At 61.2% G+C, this 19,646-nt stretch carries 24 protein-coding genes; 10 read left to right on the forward strand and 14 right to left on the reverse strand.

What is annotated here, in order from left to right; genetic code table 11:
• Nucleotides 1-199 precede the first annotated feature (199 nt).
• From AC1RO0_RS29810 to AC1RO0_RS29825, 4 genes are all read right to left on the reverse strand, one after another.
• The gene (locus tag AC1RO0_RS29810) at nt 200-2,170 is read right to left on the reverse strand and encodes a DUF2207 domain-containing protein (protein ID WP_498596194.1); all 1,971 of its coding nucleotides are present in this window, start codon (nt 2,168-2,170) and stop codon (nt 200-202) included.
• An 88-nt stretch (nt 2,171-2,258) separates the two neighbouring features.
• The gene (locus AC1RO0_RS29815; protein WP_498596145.1) at nt 2,259-3,515 is read right to left on the reverse strand and encodes a 3-phosphoshikimate 1-carboxyvinyltransferase; all 1,257 of its coding nucleotides are present in this window, start codon (nt 3,513-3,515) and stop codon (nt 2,259-2,261) included.
• Nucleotides 3,516-3,602: 87 nt separating this feature from the next.
• Nucleotides 3,603-4,154 (reverse strand): LemA family protein, encoded by a 552-nt coding sequence (locus AC1RO0_RS29820; RefSeq protein ID WP_498596146.1) that lies wholly within the window; start codon nt 4,152-4,154, stop codon nt 3,603-3,605.
• 86 nt (nt 4,155-4,240) lie between these two features.
• A complete protein-coding gene (locus AC1RO0_RS29825; protein ID WP_007695169.1) occupies nt 4,241-5,200 on the reverse strand; it encodes a glycine--tRNA ligase subunit alpha in 960 nt (319 codons plus the stop codon).
• Between the two features lie 119 nt (nt 5,201-5,319).
• Here AC1RO0_RS29825 and AC1RO0_RS29830 point away from each other — a divergent pair, with 119 nt between their 5' ends.
• Together AC1RO0_RS29830 and AC1RO0_RS29835 are read left to right on the forward strand one after the other, a co-directional pair.
• The gene (locus AC1RO0_RS29830) at nt 5,320-5,604 is read left to right on the forward strand and encodes a hypothetical protein (protein WP_498596147.1); all 285 of its coding nucleotides are present in this window, start codon (nt 5,320-5,322) and stop codon (nt 5,602-5,604) included.
• A gap of 8 nt (nt 5,605-5,612) precedes the next feature.
• Entirely contained in the window at nt 5,613-5,927 is a 315-nt protein-coding gene (locus AC1RO0_RS29835; RefSeq protein ID WP_498596148.1) for a type II toxin-antitoxin system RelE/ParE family toxin, read from the forward strand.
• Nucleotides 5,928-5,972: 45 nt separating this feature from the next.
• On the opposite strand, the gene AC1RO0_RS29840 is transcribed toward AC1RO0_RS29835, so the two are convergent.
• Together AC1RO0_RS29840 and AC1RO0_RS29845 are read right to left on the reverse strand one after the other, a co-directional pair.
• Nucleotides 5,973-6,164: an NfeD family protein gene (locus tag AC1RO0_RS29840; protein ID WP_007695172.1), complete on the reverse strand. Its 192-nt coding sequence runs from the start codon at nt 6,162-6,164 to the stop codon at nt 5,973-5,975.
• A 16-nt stretch (nt 6,165-6,180) separates the two neighbouring features.
• Complete coding sequence (locus AC1RO0_RS29845) at nt 6,181-7,041, reverse strand: S49 family peptidase (RefSeq protein ID WP_498596149.1); 861 nt, start codon at nt 7,039-7,041, stop codon at nt 6,181-6,183.
• Between the two features lie 260 nt (nt 7,042-7,301).
• Between AC1RO0_RS29845 and AC1RO0_RS29850 the strand changes: the two genes are divergently transcribed.
• Nucleotides 7,302-7,481 (forward strand): hypothetical protein, encoded by a 180-nt coding sequence (locus AC1RO0_RS29850; protein WP_498596150.1) that lies wholly within the window; start codon nt 7,302-7,304, stop codon nt 7,479-7,481.
• Nucleotides 7,471-8,094, forward strand: coding sequence for a helix-turn-helix domain-containing protein (locus AC1RO0_RS29855; RefSeq protein WP_047463586.1), 624 nt, complete (start codon nt 7,471-7,473; stop codon nt 8,092-8,094). Before AC1RO0_RS29850 ends, AC1RO0_RS29855 begins: the two co-directional genes overlap by 11 nt.
• Nucleotides 8,095-8,192: 98 nt before the next feature.
• Here the strand turns inward: AC1RO0_RS29855 and AC1RO0_RS29860 are convergent, their stop codons facing one another.
• The 3 genes from AC1RO0_RS29860 to AC1RO0_RS29870 all read right to left on the reverse strand — a co-directional run bounded on the left by AC1RO0_RS29860 (nt 8,193) and on the right by AC1RO0_RS29870 (nt 9,840).
• Nucleotides 8,193-8,558 carry a hypothetical protein gene (locus tag AC1RO0_RS29860; protein WP_368511787.1) on the reverse strand — a complete coding sequence of 122 codons (366 nt, stop codon included), beginning with the start codon at nt 8,556-8,558 and terminating at the stop codon, nt 8,193-8,195.
• 264 nt (nt 8,559-8,822) lie between these two features.
• Entirely contained in the window at nt 8,823-9,599 is a 777-nt protein-coding gene (locus AC1RO0_RS29865; protein WP_498596151.1) for a tRNA1(Val) (adenine(37)-N6)-methyltransferase, read from the reverse strand.
• Nucleotides 9,600-9,609: 10 nt separating this feature from the next.
• On the reverse strand, nt 9,610-9,840 hold the full coding sequence (locus AC1RO0_RS29870; protein ID WP_498596152.1) for a putative signal transducing protein: 231 nt from the start codon (nt 9,838-9,840) through the stop codon (nt 9,610-9,612).
• Nucleotides 9,841-9,948: 108 nt separating this feature from the next.
• Here AC1RO0_RS29870 and AC1RO0_RS29875 point away from each other — a divergent pair, with 108 nt between their 5' ends.
• From AC1RO0_RS29875 to moaB, 4 genes are all read left to right on the forward strand, one after another.
• Nucleotides 9,949-10,965 carry a polyprenyl synthetase family protein gene (locus AC1RO0_RS29875; protein WP_153366510.1) on the forward strand — a complete coding sequence of 339 codons (1,017 nt, stop codon included), beginning with the start codon at nt 9,949-9,951 and terminating at the stop codon, nt 10,963-10,965.
• 124 nt (nt 10,966-11,089) lie between these two features.
• A complete protein-coding gene (locus AC1RO0_RS29880; RefSeq protein WP_498596195.1) occupies nt 11,090-12,946 on the forward strand; it encodes a tetratricopeptide repeat protein in 1,857 nt (618 codons plus the stop codon).
• A gap of 8 nt (nt 12,947-12,954) precedes the next feature.
• A complete protein-coding gene (locus tag AC1RO0_RS29885; RefSeq protein ID WP_498596153.1) occupies nt 12,955-13,869 on the forward strand; it encodes a 4-(cytidine 5'-diphospho)-2-C-methyl-D-erythritol kinase in 915 nt (304 codons plus the stop codon).
• On the forward strand, nt 13,869-14,423 hold the full coding sequence (gene moaB / locus AC1RO0_RS29890; protein ID WP_498596154.1) for a molybdenum cofactor biosynthesis protein B: 555 nt from the start codon (nt 13,869-13,871) through the stop codon (nt 14,421-14,423). The genes AC1RO0_RS29885 and moaB overlap by 1 nt, the downstream gene beginning before the upstream one ends.
• A 43-nt stretch (nt 14,424-14,466) precedes the next feature.
• Here moaB and AC1RO0_RS29895 read toward each other — a convergent pair whose 3' ends face one another.
• Together AC1RO0_RS29895 and AC1RO0_RS29900 are read right to left on the reverse strand one after the other, a co-directional pair.
• On the reverse strand, nt 14,467-14,781 hold the full coding sequence (locus AC1RO0_RS29895; protein WP_498596155.1) for a hypothetical protein: 315 nt from the start codon (nt 14,779-14,781) through the stop codon (nt 14,467-14,469).
• A 182-nt stretch (nt 14,782-14,963) separates the two neighbouring features.
• Nucleotides 14,964-15,482 (reverse strand): glycosyltransferase family 2 protein, encoded by a 519-nt coding sequence (locus AC1RO0_RS29900; protein ID WP_498596156.1) that lies wholly within the window; start codon nt 15,480-15,482, stop codon nt 14,964-14,966.
• Nucleotides 15,483-15,713: 231 nt separating this feature from the next.
• Between AC1RO0_RS29900 and AC1RO0_RS29905 the strand changes: the two genes are divergently transcribed.
• Together AC1RO0_RS29905 and rnhB are read left to right on the forward strand one after the other, a co-directional pair.
• Nucleotides 15,714-16,871: a PA0069 family radical SAM protein gene (locus AC1RO0_RS29905; RefSeq protein ID WP_498596157.1), complete on the forward strand. Its 1,158-nt coding sequence runs from the start codon at nt 15,714-15,716 to the stop codon at nt 16,869-16,871.
• 105 nt (nt 16,872-16,976) lie between these two features.
• Nucleotides 16,977-17,633: a ribonuclease HII gene (rnhB, locus tag AC1RO0_RS29910; protein WP_498596158.1), complete on the forward strand. Its 657-nt coding sequence runs from the start codon at nt 16,977-16,979 to the stop codon at nt 17,631-17,633.
• Nucleotides 17,634-17,652: 19 nt separating this feature from the next.
• Here the strand turns inward: rnhB and AC1RO0_RS29915 are convergent, their stop codons facing one another.
• The 3 genes from AC1RO0_RS29915 to AC1RO0_RS29925 form a co-directional block, all read right to left on the reverse strand.
• A complete protein-coding gene (locus AC1RO0_RS29915; RefSeq protein WP_498596196.1) occupies nt 17,653-18,411 on the reverse strand; it encodes a phosphotransferase enzyme family protein in 759 nt (252 codons plus the stop codon).
• Between the two features lie 143 nt (nt 18,412-18,554).
• Entirely contained in the window at nt 18,555-19,046 is a 492-nt protein-coding gene (locus AC1RO0_RS29920) for a F0F1 ATP synthase subunit B (RefSeq protein WP_498596159.1), read from the reverse strand.
• Nucleotides 19,047-19,049: 3 nt separating this feature from the next.
• The gene (locus AC1RO0_RS29925) at nt 19,050-19,643 is read right to left on the reverse strand and encodes a F0F1 ATP synthase subunit B (protein WP_498596160.1); all 594 of its coding nucleotides are present in this window, start codon (nt 19,641-19,643) and stop codon (nt 19,050-19,052) included.
• Nucleotides 19,644-19,646: the final 3 nt, after the last annotated feature.

The following is a 19,646-nucleotide window of genomic DNA, read 5'->3' on the forward strand; positions in this document are numbered from 1 at the left end:
CGACGCAAAATCAAAAAGGCCGGATGGGATGACCAATTCCTAACCGAACTCCTCGCTCATATGCGATAGCCCTGCCCTTGAGGGGGAGGGTCGGCCGAAGGCCGGGGTGGGGTGATCGCGGCAGCCTCTGCAGCCAGCCAATTTTCACCCCCACCCGCCGCTTCGCGGCGACCTCCCCCCTCAAGGGGGAGGTGTTTGATTACCACCCACCACCACCTCCACCACCGCCGCCGCCACCGGAGAAGCCACCCCCGCCTGAGAAACCACCGCCACTTCCGCTGCCAAAGCCGGAGGAGGAACTGGAGACTGGCGCTGGAATGGTGGAGGCAATGGTCGAGGCCATGGAGGAGGAGAATTCTCCGATCCGGCCGCCAAGGTTGCCACCGTAGACATTCCCGACATACCAGCCGGGAGCGTAACTTGCGGCGACCGCGGCACCCGCGGCCGTTGCCAGCCATGCATCGAAAGCGCTTGACCAAGGTTTTTCGACGCCGAGCGCGACGGCATAGGGCAGCAGCTTTTCGAAATGCTGCGGCGACATCTGCGGCGCGCCCTGCATGTTCATGCGGTCGCGTTCGGCAAGCGTCAGATATTGCCGCAGGCCAGCAATGCCATCCATCATCTTTCGCCCGATCGGCGTCGGTGCGCCCATCAGGAAGAAGAAAACGACATTGAGGGCGAAGATGCCGACGATGCCGACTAGCAACGGAAGTTCTCCCGCTTCCAACAGCGGCACGACGACAGCCGCGAAAAGACTGGCGGCGATGGAGACGATGACGAAGCCGATGAAGGCGAAGACGAGGACCGAGAAAATCCGCCGCCCGAGGCCAGCGTCATGGCGAAGGAACATCCGGCCGATGGTGCCGGCAAAGACGGTGACGACGATCGACAGGAAGCCGGGGACGATGATCAACGGCAGCGCATTTTCATGCAGGCGACCGAAGATGACGATGGCCGCCAGGATCAAGACCGACAAAGCAATGCCGATGACGATATAAAGCCGATTGGCCTTGTAATATTCGTCGCGATGGTCGCGCTCGATGGCGCTGCGGAATTGCTGACCAAGCTTTTGGACGGCCTCGCCATTCGTCGCGTCGATCACCAGCGGCGCGAACGGACCGATTGCGCCGAACAACACCTTCTCGCCACTGCCCAGATCGCGGCCGGCCGTCTTGCCGGTGGCCTTGAGGATCACCTTGTCCTTCAGATCGTCGAGGATGACGTAGCCGCGCACGGCAAGATCGATCGCCGTCGCCGACAGCGCCGTCCATCCGGCGCCAGAGAAACCCCTGTTGTCGATATAGTTGACCAGCGCCGGCGAGACGCCATCCGGCGGATCCCAACGTGGAACCATGACACCCCGCGGCGGATCGCGCCCGACGGCGAGCCAGCTCCTGAGATAATAGGCAAACAGCAGGATCAGACCGCCAATAGCGATGATCGCGTCGAGATGATCGGCGATGAACCAGCGCCATTGCTGGCCGCTGCTCGGCGGCAGGATCACGCCCTTCGGCAGCTTGATGGCAATCGTCAGCCCTTCACCTTGAACCAATGGGCGCGTCGTGGCGAAGGTGACCTTGCCCGCTTGCTGGCTGGCGCTTGCATCCTGGCCTTTCCCGCCAATCGGGCCGGTGTAATAGGCAAGCTGCTGCGCCATCACCCCATCCGGCAGAGTGACGGTGGCCGAGGCCCGCAGGATCGGGAAGAGCCAGCCATTGCCGGTGACGTTCCAATAAAGTTCGTCGTGATCGTTGAAATAGCGAATTTGCCGGTTGGTCGTGTAGGTGATGCGGAAGATGTGCGGGCCGGGACTGAGGAGGAATTGCGTCGAGCCTTGGTCGGCCTTGCCGATATAGATGCGCTCACCGCCTTCGATCCGCTCAAGCCGCCATTCCTCCGGCTGCCCGTCGCGCTCGACGGAGACGACATCGAAATCCACCTGAGCCCGGCCGCCATCGGCATCAAGGAAGGTCAGCGGGAAATCCCGGAAGATGCCGCGACGGATGGCGCGGCCTTCGGCATTCACGGCAATGGTCTCGGTGACGTTCATCGAGCCGTCACGATTGACGGCAATCGCCTGGGCAAAGTTTGTGATGGCTTCGGCGGCCAAGGCCGCCGTTGCGGAGAATAGCAGGATCAAGGCCAGGAAAAGCCCGGAAAGCCAACGCATCATCACACCCCCCATGTGATCCCCGCAGCGCCCGGTGGAGGGCGCCGCATGACTTGAACGTAGATCCACGCTCCCAGGGAGCGAGGCATTAGTCGTCGTAGGCGACACCCAGCGACGCCAGTACCCGCCAATAGGCCGGGAAGGTCTTGGCGACGCAATCGGGATCGAGAATGGTGATGCCGCCGATCTTCAGGCCCGCGAGCGCAAAGCTCATAGCGATACGGTGATCGGCGAAGCTGTCGATTTCGGCGGGCAACACCTTGCCGGCAAGGCTCGGGTCGGACGCGACAATGAGATCATCGCCCTCTTCCGTGCCGAGACCGGGAACGATGCGCGACAGGCCGCTCGACAGCGCGCGGACGCGGTCGCATTCCTTGACCCGGAGGTTGGCGATGCCAACGAAGCGCACCGGCGTCTCGTTGAAGGCGGCGAGAACGGCGAGCGTCGGAATGGCGTCCTGCATCTGCGATCCGTCGATGACGGCGGGCAAATGCGGGAATTGCGAGATCAGGTCGTAGGCGCGAGCGTCCGGCTGCGAGAACTCGGTCGCCGGCGTACCGAGATCGATCTTGCCGCCGGTCAGCGCTTCCGCCGCCCAGAGGTAGGTTGCAGCCGAGGCATCCGGCTCGATCAGGAAATCCGCCGCGTGGTAGCCGGTTGGCTCGACGCGCCATGTGACCGGGCTGGTGCGCTCGACCTTGGCGCCGAAAGCGCGCATGGCAGCAACCGTGAGATCGATATAGCCAAGCGCGCCGATATGTTCGCCGAGCAGTTCGACATCGACCGGCCGGTCGCCGCCGGCGGCCATCATCAGGAGGGCGGAGACATATTGGCTGGAGAGGCCGCCGTCGATCTGAACGCGGCTCGCCTCGAAGCGGCCGGTGCCGTTGATCGTGACCGGCGGGCAGCCGGTCTCAGTCGATGCATCGATGCCGAGCGAGCGCAGCGCGTCGACCAGCGGGCCGATCGGCCGCTTGCGCATATGGGCATCGCCATCGACCACGACCTTGCCGTCGACCAGCGCGGCGGCGGCCGTCAGAAAGCGCGTCGCGGTGCCGGCATTGCCAAGGAAAAGTGGTGCGGCCGGCGGCTGAAGCTTGCCGCTGCCGGTAACGATGAAGGTCGTGTCGTCGGGCTCATCGATGGTCACGCCCATGGCACGCAGCGCTTCGGCCATATAGCGGGTATCGTCGCTCTTCAGCGCGCCGGTCAGCCGGCTGGTGCCCTTGGCGAGGCCAGCAAGCAGCAGCGCGCGGTTGGTGATCGACTTCGATCCCGGCGGCATGGCGCGGCCGGTCAACGGCTTGCCAGGCGGGATAATCGTGAGTTTGGCTCTACCCATCATCATTCTCTTTGGTCAGTCAGGAAAGCGGCCGATGGCCTGCGGTCGGCTTCCTTTACCGCCTCGCATGCAAAACCGATAGCGGGAATCTCAGAACTTGACGGTCGGAACGGCGCGGTCGGCCTCGTCGGTAATCTCGAAGAAAGCGCGCTTGGCGAAACCGAACTGGCCGGCGATGAGATTGGAGGGGAAACTCTCAACCTTGACGTTCAGGTCGCGGGCAGCACCATTGTAATAGCGCCGCGACATCTGGATCTCGCCTTCGATGCCCTCCAGCGAACGCTGCAATTCGAGGAAGTTCGTGTTGGCCTTCAGATCCGGATAGGCTTCGGCAAGGGCGATCACGCGGCCAAGCGCCTGGCCGAGAAGGCCTTCGGCCACACCACGGCCCGCGACATCGCCGGCCGGCACAGCCTGCGCCTTGTTGCGTAGCTCGACGACCTCCTCCAGCGTCTGGCGCTCATGAGAGGCATAGCCCTTCACGGTTTCAATCAGGTTGGGGATCAGATCGGCGCGGCGCTTCAACTGCACGTCGATGCCGGACCATGCCTCCTCGGCCACCTGCCGGGCGCGGACGAGGCCGTTATAGACGAAAACCGCATAGAGCGCGGCAAGGACAATGATCGCCAGGATAATATACATCGCGAACCCCCATTGCGATTACAATCAAGGGGACACTATGCGGCTTCGCGACTATTGTCACCCGCTTTCGCTGTCAGGGCAGTAGCTTAGGCGGCCTGCCTGCCCCAATTGATACCGCCGGCATCCGTCAGCAGGAAAGCCTCGCCACATGCCTTGGCGAGCGTACGCACGCGCAGGATGTAGCTCTGGCGCTCGGTGACGGAGATCACGCCGCGCGCGTCGAGCAGGTTGAAGACGTGGCTCGCCTTGATGCACTGGTCATAGGCCGGGAAGACGCATTTGTGCAGACGCTGGTTGTCGCTGTCGCCGGGCGCGCCGGCGGCCAGAAGCGCCAGGCATTCCTTCTCGGCATCGATGAAGTGACGATGCAGCATCTCGGTGTTGGCATATTCGAAATTATGCCGGGAATATTCCTGCTCGGCCTGCAGGAAGACATCGCCGTAGGTGATCTTCTCGTCGCCTTCGAGGCCATTGAAATTCAGGTCGTAGACGCTGTCAACGCCCTGAACGTAGGTTGCAAGGCGCTCGAGGCCATAGGTCAGCTCGCCGGCGACCGGTGAGCACTCGATGCCGCAAACCTGCTGGAAATAGGTGAACTGCGACACTTCCATGCCGTCGCACCAGCACTCCCAGCCAAGACCCCAGGCGCCGAGCGTCGGGCTTTCCCAATCGTCTTCGACGAAGCGGATGTCATGCACCAGCGGATCGAGACCGATCGCCGCCAGCGAACCGAGATAGAGCTCCTGCAGGTTCGGCGGATTGGGCTTCAGGATGACCTGATACTGATAGTAATGCTGCATGCGGTTCGGGTTTTCACCATAACGACCGTCGGACGGGCGGCGGGACGGCTGCACGTAGGCGGCCTTCCACGGCTTCGGCCCCAGCGCGCGCAGCGTGGTCGCCGGATGGAACGTACCGGCGCCGACTTCCATATCGTAGGGCTGAAGAACCGCGCAACCCTTGTCGGCCCAATAGTTATGCAGGGTCAGGATCAACGCCTGGAAGGAGCGCTTCGGGTTCATATGGTCGGGCACGGTGGCGGTCATGGGATTGATTTCTTCAGGTAACAAACGGTTTGGCGGACAGGTGCCACGATGGAAGACAAGGGTCAAGAGATGACGTATAGATATGGCTATGTGTCTCCGCACCGCCCTGGAGAAGGATCATGAACGTCAAAACCGAAATTACCTTGTCCGAGCACCATCTCCGCCTTGCGGAAAAGATGGTCGAGGAAGGTGCATTTCCTTCGATCTCCAGCCTTGTTGAAGCGGCAATCGAGCAGATTGACCAGGCGACGCATCATGACGGCACGACGGATGATGCGGTGTCCGGCATGGCGGATGAAATTCGGCGGCGTATGGAATTGCCCGAAGATCAGTGGATACCCTGGGACGGCAAGGAAATGGCCGCTAGGGTGAAAGACAAGCTGCGCCAGAAATACGCCAAATAAGTTAGCTCATGCGCTATGTGATAACCAAGCATCCGCTTGTCGAACACGATCTCTTCGACATCGTCGACTTCATTTCCAACTATGCAGGCATCGACGTTGGATTAGCCAAGACCGATGAAATCACGGAATTCATCGATAGGCTCGCCGACTTTCCGCACATAGGCACAATACGCACCGATATGGCGCCACCGTTGAGGGCAATTCCCGCTTCAGAAAAAGCGGTCGTGTGCTTCACCGTGGATGATGCCACCAAGGTCGTCCGTATTATCTGCATCAGCTATGCGGGCGCGGATTGGATGTCTCGGGTAAAGGAGCGGCGTTAGGGTGGGTGAGCGACTTAATCCTGTCGAACAACCCTGCGTCCATGACTACTCGTCATCCCGCTTCACGCGATATTCCCCCGTCTTCGGATCCTTCACCAGCGTCCCGACGGCACCCGTTCGCCGTTCGTTTTCGGCCCTGCGTGACTTCTCGGTGAGCTTTTGCGCATCCCGCACGAAGCGTCGATAAAGCCACCAGATGCCGCCGATGACGACGGCGAAGAATATGATCTGCGGCATTACGCAGCGCTCCCGATTACAATCCGTACCGTCCCCACAATGCCTTTTCCTCCGCCGCTTGCGCAAGTCCGGAGGCGAGGCCGGCGCCGATGTTATCTATGCCCGAAAGCGAAACGCCGGGTGCGCGGCGACCGAAAAGGCTGCGCGGCGTGGTAACCAGCTCGAGTTTCGTCTTGTCGCCAAAGCGCTTCCGCAGCTCTTGGCGCATATCGCCGAGCCCGTCGATCAGGCCGAGTTCCAGACCGCGTCCGCCGGTCCAGAAGAGGCCGGAAAACACCGTCTCGTCGTCGGTGAGCTTACCCGCCCGGCGCTCGCGCACCATATCGATGAAGACCTTGTGGATCTCCAGCTGCAGGCTCTTCAGATATTCGATGTCCTTTTCCTTTTCCGGCTGGAAGGGATCGAGGATCACCTTGTTCTCGCCGGCTGTATAGACGCGGCGCTCGACGCCAAGCTTCTTCAACAGCTCCGGAAAGCCGAAGCCACCCGAGACGACGCCGATGGAACCGACGATGGAGGTGGCGTCGGCAATGATCTCATCGCCGGCCAGCGCAATCATGTAGCCGCCGGATGCCGCGACGTCCTCGACGAAGACCAGCACCTTTTTCTGCTTTTCCTGCGCGAGATCGCGGATGCGGTTATAGATCATCCGCGACTGCACCGGCGAGCCGCCGGGCGAATTGACGACGAGGGCAACCGCCGGCGCGGCTTTCATCTCAAAAGCCTTTTCCAATGCCTGCGAGATGCCGGCAAGATTGAGCGATTGCCGAAGAGGTCCGCCGCCGGACGCAATGACGCCGCTCAGCCGGACGACCGGGATGACCACTCTTTCCTTGCGAAACCGCTTCGGAAGCATGCGCCTGAAAAAACCAGCCATTCGACGTCCCTAAATCATGATGTTTGCTGCCGTGATGTATGCATGGAAACGGCAAACGCAACATCGATCATTGCATTTTCACGGCGGGATTGCTCCGGGGGCCATGTTTTTCATCGATGACACAGAAGAGGACGCGCATTCGCCGCTAGCGCAGAGGTCCGGAAAAACATTCCTCCGTGTCCCTCAAGATTGGGCGCTGCGCCCTCTACATCCGTCGATCAAAAAAATAGATTTATTCCATCGAACTGCAGGAGCATTGCATGTCCAGCCAGGCTGCCAACATTATCGATTTCCAGGCCTATCGTGACGCCCGCGCCAAGAGCGTGCCGGTCGAGCAGGCTCCCGCTTCCGCGTGGCCTTCGCAGCCTTTCCTGATGTGGGTCCCTTTCATGGGTTTCGTCCCGGTGATGCCGCTTGGCAACCCGAACTATGGCGCTTGAATTCGTTGAACCGCTGCATGTGCTCTCGAGAGCCGAGTCGGTTGACGAAATCTCGGCTTTGACGGGCCAAAACCTTCGCCGACTGCGCACGCGTCGCGGCTATTCGCTGGATCGGCTGGCAAAAATCTCAGGCGTCAGCCGCGCCATGCTCGGACAGGTCGAAACCGGCAAAAGCAGCCCGACAATCAGCATCCTCTGGAAGATTGCCGCCGCATTGGATGTCCCCTGCGGCTCACTGATCGCCCAGCCGCACGACACTTCGTTGCAGGTGCTGACCCATGCCAAGGCGAAGGTGCTGTCCGCCTCCGAAGGCAAGTTCCAGACGCGGGCGCTCTTTCCCTATGAAAGCGAGCGCAAGGTCGAGTTCTACGAGCTGCGCATCGCGCCCTATCATACCGAGATCGCCGAGGCGCATCATCACGGCACGATCGAAAATCTTGTGGTCTCACGGGGCACGGTCGAAATCGTCGCTGGCAAGCATCCGCCGCAGATCCTCGGCGAAGGCGACGCCGTGATCTTCGATGCCGACGTCGCTCACAGCTATCGCAACATGACCAGCAGCGAAGCCGTGCTCTATCTGGTCTCGACCTATGTCGAGGAAGTTCGCGGCTAATAAACTCTTGCCCGGAGAAGCAAAAAGGCCGCCCTTGCGGACGGCCTGAGGCAGATGGAGGTCTGCTTGCTATTCCAGGGAGTGGATGCCCCTAGGAATTAGGCTGCTTCCATCATGCAGCACATCATCATGTTGCCGCACATCATCATCATCGGCATGCCGGACGACATCATGCGCTTGCAGCATTCCATGAACATGTCCTTGTCCATGCCTTCCATCGGCATCATTTCGCAGACCATGCCCTTCGGCGTCATCTTGCAGGTCATCTTGCTCATCATCATCTGCATCATGGGCATCATGCCGTTCATCATCGGCATCTGACCCATCATCATCGGGTTCATCATACCGCCCATCATGGGATTCATCATCGGCATCATCATGCCGTTCATCATCGGATTCATCATACCACCCATCATCGGGTTCATCATCGGCATCATGTTCATGGCGGGGTTCATCTGGGTCATCTCCGGTGCTCGGCCGTATTTCGGCTTTCAATGAGAATTGAGGTAGAACGACTAAAAATAACGTTCAAGGTAAAAAACGTTCCAATAATCTTTCCTCCAACAGAATGGAAACATGTCCGCTTGATGTCGAGCAAAGGCCGCTATCTCAGATATTCCTCCGTTATCGCGGATTATACCAACGCTTTGATCGAAATGAGTAAAACCGGGAATGGTTATTCTTGCCGCAAACGAATCGCGGGCTCATCGGTCCGCTAGGAATGGCAGTCATTTCCGCGCGTAGGCGGCACGGCCATTGTTGAGATCATCGACGAAATCTGAGAACTTGTGCGTCCCTTCGCCGTGCATGATCAGCGGCGCCCGCAACGCCAGCCGCGCCCGCGAGCCCTTGATTGCCGTCACCAGAATGCGAACGGCGTTTTCGCCGTCGCGCGGATGGATGGGCGTGATCTCGATGCCGCCGAAGCGGCGGCCGCAGGCGGCGATGATCTCGCCAATCGATTGCGGCCGGGCGATCAACGACAGCTGGCCGCCGGGGATCATGATTGCGCCCGCCGTGCGTACCCAGCGCTCGAACAGGCCGTCGGTCATGGCATGCGCCTCGGCCTTCAGCGCGTCCGGCGTCAGCCGGTCGCTAGCATCGTTGAAGGGCGGGTTCATGATGACATGATGGAAACTATCGTCGATCAGGCCGGCGGCGTTGCGCTCCTTGCCGATTAGCGTCACATCGGCTTCGATCACCGAGACACGGGCCGAGAAGCGCGCATTTTCCGCAAGGGCGAGGCTCTTGCGGGCAAACTCGGCCATTTCCGCGGAACGCTCGAACAGCACCACCTCGGCCTGCTCCAACCGCGAGGCCACCGCCATTCCGGCCGCACCCGCGCCGGCGCCGAGATCGGCCACCCTGATGCCGCGCTCATCGGCGACCAGCGCCGCGAGCAGCATGGCATCCATGCCGGAACGATGCCCCCTGCCCTTCGGCTGGACGACATGGAAGGCACCGCGATGGAAAGCGTCGATCGTCTCGGAAGAATGGCCGGTCATGACGAAAACCTCAGCCGCCCGCGGAGCGCAGCTCGTCGCCGAGGCCGGCATCGGTGAGGATGCGCCGGGCCTGATCGGCGCGGGCCGTCTCCACCAGAAAACGGCGCGGCAGCATGCCGAGCGAACCCTCGAGAATGCTCATGGCCTGATCCGCGACAAAGCAATGAATCCCGGCATCCTTCATCAAGCTCTCGGCGAAGGAGAGTAGAACGGGATCATTCGTACGGATGAGTTCGTGCATAAGCCTCGGGTTTCCTGTCAAATTTACGCGACGAGACAATTCGCCTCTTGCCGCCCCTTGCGCCCCTTCTTATTGTGCTTTGTGAAAAATGAACAGGAGTCCGGACAGTTGGGCGTCGTGATACCGCTTGAAGAAAGCAAGAATAAACAGGCATCCATCAAGCCATTGGTGGACCTGACCAAGGCGGATATGGAGCGCGTGAACCAGCTTATCCTGTCGAAAGCCGGTTCCGACGTGCAGATGATTCCGGAAGTGGCGGAGCACCTGATCTCGTCTGGCGGCAAGCGCCTGCGGCCGATGCTGACCATCGCCTCCGCAGCACTCTACAACTACCAGGGCGACAATCACATCAAGCTCGCGACCTCGGTCGAATTCCTGCACACGGCGACCTTGCTGCATGACGATGTGGTGGATGAAAGCGATCTGCGCCGCGGCAAATCCACGGCCCGCATGATCTGGGGCAACCAGGCCAGCGTTCTCGTCGGCGACTTCCTGCTCGGCCAGGCCTTCCGCATGATGGTCGAGGTCGGCTCGCTCGAAGCGCTCGACGTGCTGTCGTCGGCCGCCTGCGTCATCGCCGAGGGCGAGGTACTGCAGCTCTCTGTCTCCAAGAACATGGAGACCACCGAAGACGATTATCTCTCCGTCATCCGCGCCAAGACGGCAGCGCTTTTCGCCGCCGCCGCCGAAGTCGGCCCGATCGTCGCCAATGCCGGCAAGGCCGAGCGCAATGCGCTGAAATCCTACGGCACCAATCTCGGCCTCGCCTTCCAGCTCGTCGACGACGCATTGGATTACGGCGGCAAGGCCGCCGATCTCGGCAAGAATGTCGGCGACGACTTCCGTGAAGGCAAGATCACCCTTCCCGTCATTCTCGCCTATCGCCGCGGCACCGAGAAGGAGCGCGCCTTCTGGCGCGAGGCCATCGAGACCGGCAACAACAGCGACGAGAACCTGGAAAAGGCACTGGGTCTGATCACCAAATATGGCGCGCTCACCGACACGATTGCCCGCGCCGTTCACTACGGCACCATCGCTCGTGACGCGCTGGCGCCGCTTCCGGAAACGCCGTGGAAATCGGCCCTCATGGAAGTGATCGATTTCTGCATCGAACGGGTGAACTGATCGGCAGCGGCCCGAATTTCTTGCGCCGCCGCTTCAAAAAAGCCATCCTGTTGTGAATCAGTTGACACGAACGCTTTGTGTCGCCGGCGCCTTCGCTGGCAATCCCTTGATGAAAGGCATTCTAATGCGGCAGAGACTTGCCATCCGTTTCCTCTCGGGCGCAGCCTTGGCGGCGATCCTTTCGATGTCGGCGCTGAATAGCGTGCGCGCGGAGGATGCTCCGGCAACGCCAGACACCAAGAACGAGGTGGTCTTCGACGCGGAAGCCGTCGACACCTTCGCGGGTGCCTTCCTCGCTGCGCGTACCGCCGATGTGGATCATGATTACGATACGGCGATCGCGCTCTACAAAAAGGCCCTGATGCTCGAGCCGGGCAATCTGGAAATCCGTCAGCGCCTGATGATCTCATTGCTGCTCAACGGCAATCTCGAAGAGGGCGTGAAATACGCCAACGAACTGAAGAGCGACCCCTCCGTCGAGCGCGTCACCACGATCGTACGCGGCATGGACGCCATCCGCCGGCACGAATACAAGTCCGCGCAGGACATTCTCAAATATAACGGTCCGAACGATCTCGACCGGATGATGAATAATCTGCTGCTTGCATGGGCGCGCGCCGGCGCTGGCCGTGGCAAGGAAGCCATCGCCATGATCGACAAGATGAAGGGCCCGGACTGGTTCAACATCTTCAAGAACTATCATGCAGGCGCCATCGCGATCACCATCGGCGACGTGAAATCCGCCCGCTCGCACCTGAACGACGCCATTCTCGACAAGGCCGGCGGCGCAACCGCTCCCGACACCTTCATGCGCGCGGTCATGGCGTTGGCACGCCTCGAAAGCAAGGCCGGCGACAAGCAGAAGGCGCTCGACACGGTTTCGGTCGGTGACAACCTGATCAACAACTACGCGCCGTTGAACGCACTGCGCGACAGCATCAACAAGGGCGAAAAGCCGGAGCAGCAGGTGACCGACGCCACGCAAGGCGCTGCCTCCGTGCTCTTCACCATCGGCGCGGCGCTGAACCGCGACGGCGCCGAAGATGTCGTCTCGCTCTATCTGCAGATCGCCAATACGCTTGATCCCAAGAGCGCCGATACACTGGTTCTCCTCGGCGGGCTCGCCGAAAAGCAGGAGCAGGTCGACCGCGCCATCTCCTTCTACAAGAAGGTGCCCGACGATTCGCCGATGGCCCGCATCTCCGAGCTGCAGCTCGGCCTTGCGCTGGCACAGGCCGGCAAGGTCGACGACGCGCGCAAGCACCTGAAGGCGCTGATCGATTCCGACCCGAAGGATGTCCGCAGCTACCTGGCCTATGGCAGCGTTCTTTCCGACGCCAAGGACTTCCAGGGCATGGCCGACAATTACGACAAGGCCGTCGATGTCATCGGTCCCGTGCCGAAGCGCAGCGACTGGGCCGTGTTCTTCCAGCGCGGCATTGCTTATGAGCGACTGAAGAAGTGGCCGCAGGCGGAGCCGAACTTCAAGAAGGCGCTGGAGCTGAACCCCGATCAGCCGCAGGTGCTGAACTATCTCGGCTATTCCTGGGTCGACATGAACACCAACCTCGACCAGGGCCTGGACATGATCCGCAAGGCTGTCGATCTCAAGCCGGATGACGGCTACATCGTCGATTCGCTCGGCTGGGCCTATTTCCGCCTCAACCGCTTCGACGATGCGGTGACCGAGCTGGAGCGTGCCGCACAGCTGAAGGCCGGCGACCCCACGATCAACGACCATCTCGGCGATGCCTACTGGCGCGTCAACCGCAAGCTGGAAGCGGTCTACCAGTGGAACCGTGCGCTCGCCTCCAAGCCGGAGGAAGCGGATATTCCGAAGATCAAGGAGAAGGTCGAAAAAGGCCTGCCGGCGCTCGACACCGACCCCAAGACGGTCGACAAGAGCAAGCAGCCGGACCCGACTCCGCCGCCGGCAACCGACCCCAATACAAATACGCCACCAGTCGATAAGAAGTCCTAAGACCACCGATGACCATGATCTTAGCGGCGGGTGATTTCGACCTCACGGAGGAAGCGCCCGCCAAGATCAATCTGGCGCTGCATGTCACCGGCCGGCGGGCCGACGGATATCACCTGCTCGACATGCTGGTGACATTTACGCAGCATGGCGACCGGCTTGGCTTCCGTGCAAGTGAGCGCGACGAATTCAGCCTTTCCGGACGCTTCTCCCCTCTTCTTGCCGCTGATGCGGATGTCGGCGGCAATCTGGTGCTGAAAGCGCGCGACCTGCTGCGGCAGGCCGCCCACGATGCCGGCTTGGAAGCCCCGCCGGTGCATATCCATCTGGAAAAGAACCTGCCGATCGCCTCGGGCATCGGCGGCGGCTCGGCGGACGCGGCGGCGACCCTGCGCGGCCTGGCACGGCTCTGGAACCTTGCCCTGCCCTCCGACACGATGACAGCCATCGCTCTCAAGCTCGGGGCCGATGTGCCCATGTGTCTTGCCAGCCGGCCGCTGATCGCGCGCGGCATCGGCGAGGCGATCGAATTGCTGCCGGATTTCCCGTCCTTCGCCATGGTCCTCGGCAATCCCCTGGTCGGCGTTTCGACGCCAGAGGTATTTCGCCGCCTTGCCCGCAAGGACAATCCACCTTTCGCATTCGCCTCGCAAACGTCGAACGATCATGCGCCATGGATCGCGGCGATCAGCAAGTTGCGCAACGATCTGGAACCGCCGGCACGGTCGCTCTGCGGTGAAATCGCCACGCTGTCACAGATGATCGCCGATGAAGGAGCGCTTGTGACCCGCATGTCCGGCTCCGGCGCCACCTGTTTCAGCCTGTTTCATGATCTTGAGCAGGCAACTGCGGCGGCCACATCGCTTCACAGGCTGCGGCCGGACTGGTATTTCCAGGCGACGGAAACACTCAAGGGAGATGCATGATGGCTGGCCCAGGTGAAGCAAGACCCTTCATTCCCGTCGGCATCGCGGTGCTGACCGTTTCCGATACGCGCACGCTGGCCGACGACAAATCCGGCGACACGCTGGTCGCCCGCATCGCGGAGGCCGGCCACAGGCTGGCCACCCGCGCCATCGTTCCCGACGACAAGGAGCGTATCCGCAGCCAGGTGGAAGCCTGGACACGCGACAAGACCATCGACGTCGTCATCACCACCGGCGGCACCGGGTTTACCGGCCGCGACGTGACGCCCGAGGCGCTGGAGCCGCTGTTCGAAAAGCGGATGGACGGCTTTTCCGAGGTGTTTCATCGCATTTCCTACGACAAGATCGGCACGGCAACCATCCAGTCGCGGGCAACCGGTGGCGTCGCCAACGCCACTTTCATCTTCGTGCTGCCCGGCTCGCCCGGCGCCTGCAAGGATGCCTGGGATGGGATATTAAAGGCACAGCTCGACTATCGGCACATGCCCTGCAATTTCGTAGAGATCATGCCGCGCCTCGACGAGCACCTGAAACGTGGCTCCGCCTCCAACTGAGATTGGCGTTTCGCTGAGATAACGCGGCCGGCCTTCTGGATTGCTATGCCTTCGGCCCGGGAAGAACAGGAATAGAATCCCAATTCTGACCGGTGAGAATGACGCAGCTGCGACCGGAGACATCGGTGATCATCATCGTCCAACTGCCGCTTTCAGCCGCGAAGATTTCGACGATCGTCTTTGAATCGAGCTGACCGATGGCCGAGGGTTTCTCGGAATAGTTCCCAGCAAGGAAAGCGACGATTTCGGCGCGCTTGGCGCAAGCGAGTGTCGCCTGCGCGGCGGCGACATTGGGGAGAAGGATTGCCGTTGCCAAGACGGCCGTTCCGATAAGGCGGTTGAACATCGTGCGTTCCATGACGCACCTCCTTTCGCCGGAAATCCGGCAGAAGAGGAGAGTTCTGCTGACCTGCTCTGCCGTATACCGGCATCTTCATGGTCGACCGCCCGACGCGACACGCGAGAGCGGCCGCCACAAGAAAATTATGACAGCTATTCCAGTATTTACAAATGGAATCTGGGTTGGCGGCAGGGCCAAGCCTACCGTGCCGCGCGCGCGACCCAGGAGGGAATGATCTCGCTCGACAGGCGGCGCCCCTTCTGCCCCTTGGCGAATTCGGCAAGCCGCATACCGGACTTTGCGACTGCAATGGCCTGGCGCTTGGAGAGAAGCAGCCCGAGCTCCAGCGGCGGTGAACTGCGTCTGATGCGCTGCAACAGCGGCCGCCGATAGCCGCGCGACGCGGTGAAGCGGGCCGGCACCTTGTTCAGCGAGACATATTCGGCGATCTCATCGATCCAGCCCGCCTGCGGGCGCGCGCCGGGCTCGACCAGAAGCAGCCACTCGCCCCGCGCCGAGCGCAATATGTCCTTGATATCCCACTGCGAATAAAAACGGCAGCCGGCGGCGTCGGCAACCCGCGAGGTGCCGTCACGCGAGCCGTGATCAAGCACGACGACATCGGAGACGAGCCCTTCGATCGCGCCCACCACCAATGCCGCCAATGTCTGCGCCAGCTCAGGTTCCTGATCCTGGCATTCAATAATGACCGTCAACATTGCCCATTTATAGAGCGCCGCACAATTTATTGCCAGCGGCCAAGCCGAAAACCAGAGCGTTTAAGAAAAGAATCATATGCAACTTGAAAAATGCCGTTCCAGCCTCTGCTCTTGCCTCGAATGAGGGTAACTCTCTGGATTTTTGTTCTTGCATTGTTCTCATTTGTCGGATAGGAATTTAATCAGCCTAGACGCGGCATGCAATGTCATAAACCGCCCCCGGAGTTACCGATGAACGAGCAGTCCCTTGCAGGGCAGGCCGCGTTTGCGCCTGCCAATACGGCAGATATTGCCAATGCTTTGATCGCCGACACCGGTCTCAGGGTCGAGATCGACCGCCGGCGCGGCCGCGGTGCCGGGCTGAACCCGAGCGGCCGGTTTGAGCCGCGTCAGCGCGAGACATTCGATGACGGCTGGCAGACCCTCGAAGAGCTGCCGCCCTTCAAAACCGAAGTGCAGATTGAAAAGCCGCGCACGGCGATCACCCGCAACGAATCCCCCGATATTCCCTTTGACCGGTCCATCAATCCCTATCGTGGCTGCGAGCATGGCTGCATCTATTGTTTCGCCCGACCGACGCACGCCTATATGGGCCTGTCGGCGGGGCTGGATTTCGAAGCGAAGCTGTTTGCCAAGCCGGATGCCGCGAAGCTTCTGGAACGGGAGCTTGCAAAGCCCGGCTACAAGCCGCGCGTCATCGCCATCGGCACCAATACCGACCCCTATCAGCCGATCGAGAAGGAATGGCGGATCATGCGCCAGATCCTCGAAGTGCTGAACAAGGCGAACCATCCGGTGGCGATCGTCACCAAATCGGCGCTGGTCATGCGCGATATCGATATCCTGAAAGAAATGGCCACCAAGAATCTGGTGCGTGTCGGCCTCTCGGTGACAACGCTCGACCGCAAGCTGGCCCGCACCATGGAACCGCGCGCGGCGACGCCGCAGCGGCGGCTGGAAGCGATCCGGGCGCTGAGCGAGGCTGGCATCCAGACCGCGATCATGGTGGCCCCGATCATCCCTGCCCTCAACGACCATGAGATCGAGCGCATCCTCGATGCCGGCAAGGCGGCCGGCGCCATGGAGGCGAGCTACGTCATTCTGCGCCTGCCGCTGGAGGTCAGCCCGCTGTTCCGCGACTGGCTGCTGCAGCACTATCCGGATCGCTATCGCCACGTCATGTCGCTGATCCGTTCGATGCGCGGCGGCAAGGATTACGACGCCGATTTCGGCAAGCGCATGAAGGGCGCCGGCCCCTATGCCTGGCAGATCAGCCGCCGCTTCGAAATGGCGACCAAACGGCTGGAATTGACGCGCCGTAATATTGCATTGCGCGACGACCTGTTCGTGCCGCCGGATGGCAGCGGCGTGCAGCTCTCGTTGCTCTGACCCCTTTCCTCGCGGGTTTCCCTGCCCGCTGGAAGAGCCCCCCGGTTCGCCGCCATGATCCACCGGGGGCTTGCAGGAGATCGGGTGGTGTGCGAGCGTTGCCGCATGCCACGCAGACCACCCGATTCTCCCATGCTTTTTGACGAAGGCCCGATCGTTCCAAGCTTCGAGCTGGAGCTGATTGCCCGCCGTGCCGGACATTGGCCTGTTGCCGGTGCCGATGAAGCCGGGCGCGGCCCCCTGGCAGGGCCGGTCGTTGCCGCCGCCGTCATTCTCGACCCCGAGCGCATTCCCCAGGGATTGAATGATTCCAAGCAGCTTTCGGCTGCCCGACGTGAGGCGCTATTCATCGAGATTCTTGCCACCGCGACGGTCTCCATCGCCTCATCGAGCGCTACCCGCATCGACGTCACCGATATCCGCAAGGCAAGCCTTGATGCCATGCGCCGCGCCATCTGCGGCCTCGCCATACCAGCAAGTTATGTCCTGACCGACGGACTGGATGTGCCTGCCGGGCTTACCTGCCCGGGAAAGGCCGTGGTCAAGGGCGATGCCCGCTCCTTTTCCATCGCAGCCGCCTCGATCGTCGCCAAGGTGACACGTGACCGGATGATGACGCGGGCCGGCGACGTCTTCCCAGCCTATGGCTTTGCAGCCCATGCCGGCTACGGCACCGCCCAGCATCGCGCCGGCATCGAGAAGCATGGCCCCTGCCCGCTGCATCGCATGAGCTTTCGGCCGCTGCGAAGGGACGAGGCCTGACGGCTGTCGACCGCCTCGTTCATCCGACAAGGCCAGCGGTGATCCTCTCCCGAGTGTCGCTGATGTAGTCAATATCGTCCCGGTAGATGCGGTCATGGCCTTCCTGAAGATCGTGACGATACTTCTCCACGCCCCGCGCTGCTTCGCTTTCCATGAACCCCACCAGGGCAGCCAGCCGTTCGATGACCATGTCCGGCAACGCCGGGCGTCCCTCCACCTCCAAGCCATAGGCGTCGAGGAAGATGCGGGCACGACCAATCTGCGTGTCCAGCCCGCCGAGGCTCTCCGACGCGATACCGGTGGACAGAGGCGCCCAGCGATAGAGGGCATAGGCCAGATCCCAGCAGCGTGGACCGGGATGGGCCGTCTCAAAATCGATAATGCCTGTTACGACGCCCTCATTCAGAACGACATTGTAGGGCGCGAAATCACCATGGCAGATTACCTCGACCGGCGCACGAGGCGATAGTTGCCATTCCTGTTGCGCTGCCATCTCCGGCAGCAACAGCGCCGTGCAGTCGTGATAGCGCCGTAACAGGGACGCTGCCGACCGCAAGGCCATCTCGGATCTCATTTCTTCACTGTCATCCAGATCGCCGGTCAAACCGGGAAGGAAACTCACCTTCTCCCACTCGGCGTCGTAACCGGCAGGCACTGGCGTCTGTGTAAAACCATGTGCATGGAGCGCCGCGAGCAATGCCTGCACGCTCGCCGTCCATGTGCGAGCGGGCCGAAAGATGACATCGCCCTTGCGAAACGGGTGCTCGCCTTCCTCCATTGTCAGCACCGCCACCTCCCCTGCCAAGCCTACAATCTAGTTTCGATCGCCGGCGGGCGTCAAACGCTGGAGAAACGCAAAACCGCCCGAAAACAAAAAAGCCCCGCCGAAGCGGGGCCTTTCAAAAATAATCGCTTACGCGTTTAGTTCAGCCGGGTCTTCACTTCGCTAACAGCGGTGTTGAACAGCTCGGATTGAACTTTGCCGCCGGCCTTCTTGGCAAGGACGGATTCAGCCGCGGCAATTGCCAGATCGACGGCGGCGGAACGAACCGCCTTCATCGCGTCGGCTTCCGCCTGCTTGATCTTCTGCTCGGAGAGCGCGGTGCGGTTGGCGACGAATTCCTCCGTCTTCTTCCGTGCTTCCGTCGTCAGCATTTCAGCTTCGCGCTCGGCGGCGGCGACGATATTCGCCGCATCCGCTTCGGCTTCCTTGCGCTTGCGCTGGTATTCGGCCAGCAAATGCTGAGCCTCTTCGCGCAGGCGCTTGGCTTCAGCCAGCTCGTTGCGGATCTGATCGGCGCGGTCGTCGAGCGACTTCGCCATCATGCCCGGAACCTTCAGATAGACGACGAGGCCGATGAACAGCAGCAGCGCAACGAAAGCAAAGAAAGTTTCGTCAAGAGCAAATGACATGGATCAACCCTCCCGCTTGGCGGATGCTTCGGCAACGGCCGAAGCAACATCAGCCTTGCCGGCAACGTTGCCGACGAGCTGCTCGACAACGGCGGAAGCCGTTTCTTCCGCAATCGCGCCGACATCGGCGAAGGCCTTGGTCTTGATTTCACCGATGCGCGCTTCAGCGGCCTTCAGCTTCTGCGAAAGGCTCGCTTCGATCGCCTTGCGATCTTCCTCAGCCTTGGCCTTGGCGGCATCGCGAGCGGTCGCACCGATCGTATTCGCCTTGGCACGAGCAGCAGCCAATTCGCTTTCATAGGTCGCGACAGCCGCATCGGCCTCGGACTTCAGGCGCGAAGCTTCTTCGATATCCTGGGCGATACGGTCATGCCGGCTTTCCAGAATGCCGCCAACGCGCGGAATAACGATCTTCTGCATAGCGAGGTAGAAGATGACGAAGGTGATCACCAGCCAAAGCAGCTGTGACGGATAGGTCGTATGGTCAAACGGCGGGAATACGCCTGCGTGATGGCCCTGTTCGGGCGCACCGGTTTCCGTATGCACCGCGCCGGCTGCCGGCGGTGCTTCGTCAGCGTAAGCCGGGGTCACAAACATGCT

The sequence above is a fragment of the Rhizobium sp. GW821-FHT14E12 genome, assembly GCF_058803745.1.

What these genes read in the sequence shown, in the direction of transcription:
- AC1RO0_RS29825 (WP_007695169.1), bottom strand. Translation starts at nt 5,200, where the DNA reads ATGACCGCCACCGTGCCCGACCATATGAACCCGAAGCGCTCCTTCCAG.
- AC1RO0_RS29830 (WP_498596147.1), top strand. Translation starts at nt 5,320, where the DNA reads ATGAACGTCAAAACCGAAATTACCTTGTCCGAGCACCATCTCCGCCTT.
- AC1RO0_RS29840 (WP_007695172.1), bottom strand. Translation starts at nt 6,164, where the DNA reads ATGCCGCAGATCATATTCTTCGCCGTCGTCATCGGCGGCATCTGGTGG.
- AC1RO0_RS29820 (WP_498596146.1), bottom strand. Translation starts at nt 4,154, where the DNA reads ATGTATATTATCCTGGCGATCATTGTCCTTGCCGCGCTCTATGCGGTT.
- AC1RO0_RS29885 (WP_498596153.1), top strand. Translation starts at nt 12,955, where the DNA reads ATGACCATGATCTTAGCGGCGGGTGATTTCGACCTCACGGAGGAAGCG.
- AC1RO0_RS29900 (WP_498596156.1), bottom strand. Translation starts at nt 15,482, where the DNA reads ATGTTGACGGTCATTATTGAATGCCAGGATCAGGAACCTGAGCTGGCG.
- AC1RO0_RS29905 (WP_498596157.1), top strand. Translation starts at nt 15,714, where the DNA reads ATGAACGAGCAGTCCCTTGCAGGGCAGGCCGCGTTTGCGCCTGCCAAT.
- AC1RO0_RS29815 (WP_498596145.1), bottom strand. Translation starts at nt 3,515, where the DNA reads ATGATGGGTAGAGCCAAACTCACGATTATCCCGCCTGGCAAGCCGTTG.
- AC1RO0_RS29880 (WP_498596195.1), top strand. Translation starts at nt 11,090, where the DNA reads ATGCGGCAGAGACTTGCCATCCGTTTCCTCTCGGGCGCAGCCTTGGCG.
- AC1RO0_RS29850 (WP_498596150.1), top strand. Translation starts at nt 7,302, where the DNA reads ATGTCCAGCCAGGCTGCCAACATTATCGATTTCCAGGCCTATCGTGAC.
- AC1RO0_RS29810 (WP_498596194.1), bottom strand. Translation starts at nt 2,170, where the DNA reads ATGCGTTGGCTTTCCGGGCTTTTCCTGGCCTTGATCCTGCTATTCTCC.
- AC1RO0_RS29835 (WP_498596148.1), top strand. Translation starts at nt 5,613, where the DNA reads ATGCGCTATGTGATAACCAAGCATCCGCTTGTCGAACACGATCTCTTC.
- AC1RO0_RS29845 (WP_498596149.1), bottom strand. Translation starts at nt 7,041, where the DNA reads ATGGCTGGTTTTTTCAGGCGCATGCTTCCGAAGCGGTTTCGCAAGGAA.
- rnhB (WP_498596158.1), top strand. Translation starts at nt 16,977, where the DNA reads ATGCCACGCAGACCACCCGATTCTCCCATGCTTTTTGACGAAGGCCCG.
- AC1RO0_RS29855 (WP_047463586.1), top strand. Translation starts at nt 7,471, where the DNA reads ATGGCGCTTGAATTCGTTGAACCGCTGCATGTGCTCTCGAGAGCCGAG.
- moaB (WP_498596154.1), top strand. Translation starts at nt 13,869, where the DNA reads ATGGCTGGCCCAGGTGAAGCAAGACCCTTCATTCCCGTCGGCATCGCG.
- AC1RO0_RS29925 (WP_498596160.1), bottom strand. Translation starts at nt 19,643, where the DNA reads ATGTTTGTGACCCCGGCTTACGCTGACGAAGCACCGCCGGCAGCCGGC.
- AC1RO0_RS29860 (WP_368511787.1), bottom strand. Translation starts at nt 8,558, where the DNA reads ATGACCCAGATGAACCCCGCCATGAACATGATGCCGATGATGAACCCG.
- AC1RO0_RS29920 (WP_498596159.1), bottom strand. Translation starts at nt 19,046, where the DNA reads ATGTCATTTGCTCTTGACGAAACTTTCTTTGCTTTCGTTGCGCTGCTG.
- AC1RO0_RS29895 (WP_498596155.1), bottom strand. Translation starts at nt 14,781, where the DNA reads ATGGAACGCACGATGTTCAACCGCCTTATCGGAACGGCCGTCTTGGCA.
- AC1RO0_RS29870 (WP_498596152.1), bottom strand. Translation starts at nt 9,840, where the DNA reads ATGCACGAACTCATCCGTACGAATGATCCCGTTCTACTCTCCTTCGCC.
- AC1RO0_RS29865 (WP_498596151.1), bottom strand. Translation starts at nt 9,599, where the DNA reads ATGACCGGCCATTCTTCCGAGACGATCGACGCTTTCCATCGCGGTGCC.
- AC1RO0_RS29915 (WP_498596196.1), bottom strand. Translation starts at nt 18,411, where the DNA reads ATGGAGGAAGGCGAGCACCCGTTTCGCAAGGGCGATGTCATCTTTCGG.